The organism is Vibrio sp. HI00D65, from assembly GCF_001635455.1.
In the GTDB taxonomy this organism is placed as follows: Bacteria; Pseudomonadota; Gammaproteobacteria; order Enterobacterales; family Vibrionaceae; genus Vibrio.
Window position 1 is genome coordinate 1 of sequence record NZ_LWEH01000585.1, and the last position, 503, is coordinate 503.

A 503-nucleotide genomic window follows, 5' to 3' on the forward strand; every position below is an offset into this window, starting at 1 on the left:
ATCCAGCCTCAGGTTCCCCTAGGGCTACCTTGTTACGACTTCACCCCAGTCATGAACCACAAAGTGGTGAGCGTCCTCCCGAATGTTACACTACCCACTTCTTTTGCAGCCCACTCCCATGGTGTGACGGGCGGTGTGTACAAGGCCCGGGAACGTATTCACCGTAGCATTCTGATCTACGATTACTAGCGATTCCGACTTCATGGAGTCGAGTTGCAGACTCCAATCCGGACTACGACGCACTTTTTGGGATTCGCTCACTCTCGCAAGTTTGCCGCCCTCTGTATGCGCCATTGTAGCACGTGTGTAGCCCTACTCGTAAGGGCCATGATGACTTGACGTCGTCCCCACCTTCCTCCGGTTTATCACCGGCAGTCTCCCTGGAGTTCCCGACATTACTCGCTGGCAAACAAGGTCAAGGGTTGCGCCGGTTGCGGGACTTAACCCACCATTTCACACCACGAGCTGACGACAGCCATGCAGCACCTGTCTCAGAGCTCCCG

1 rRNA gene is annotated in these 503 nt (G+C 55.5%); it reads right to left on the reverse strand.

The features are described from left to right. Window positions 1–503 (reverse strand): 16S ribosomal RNA (locus A3712_RS24045); the annotation flags it as partial.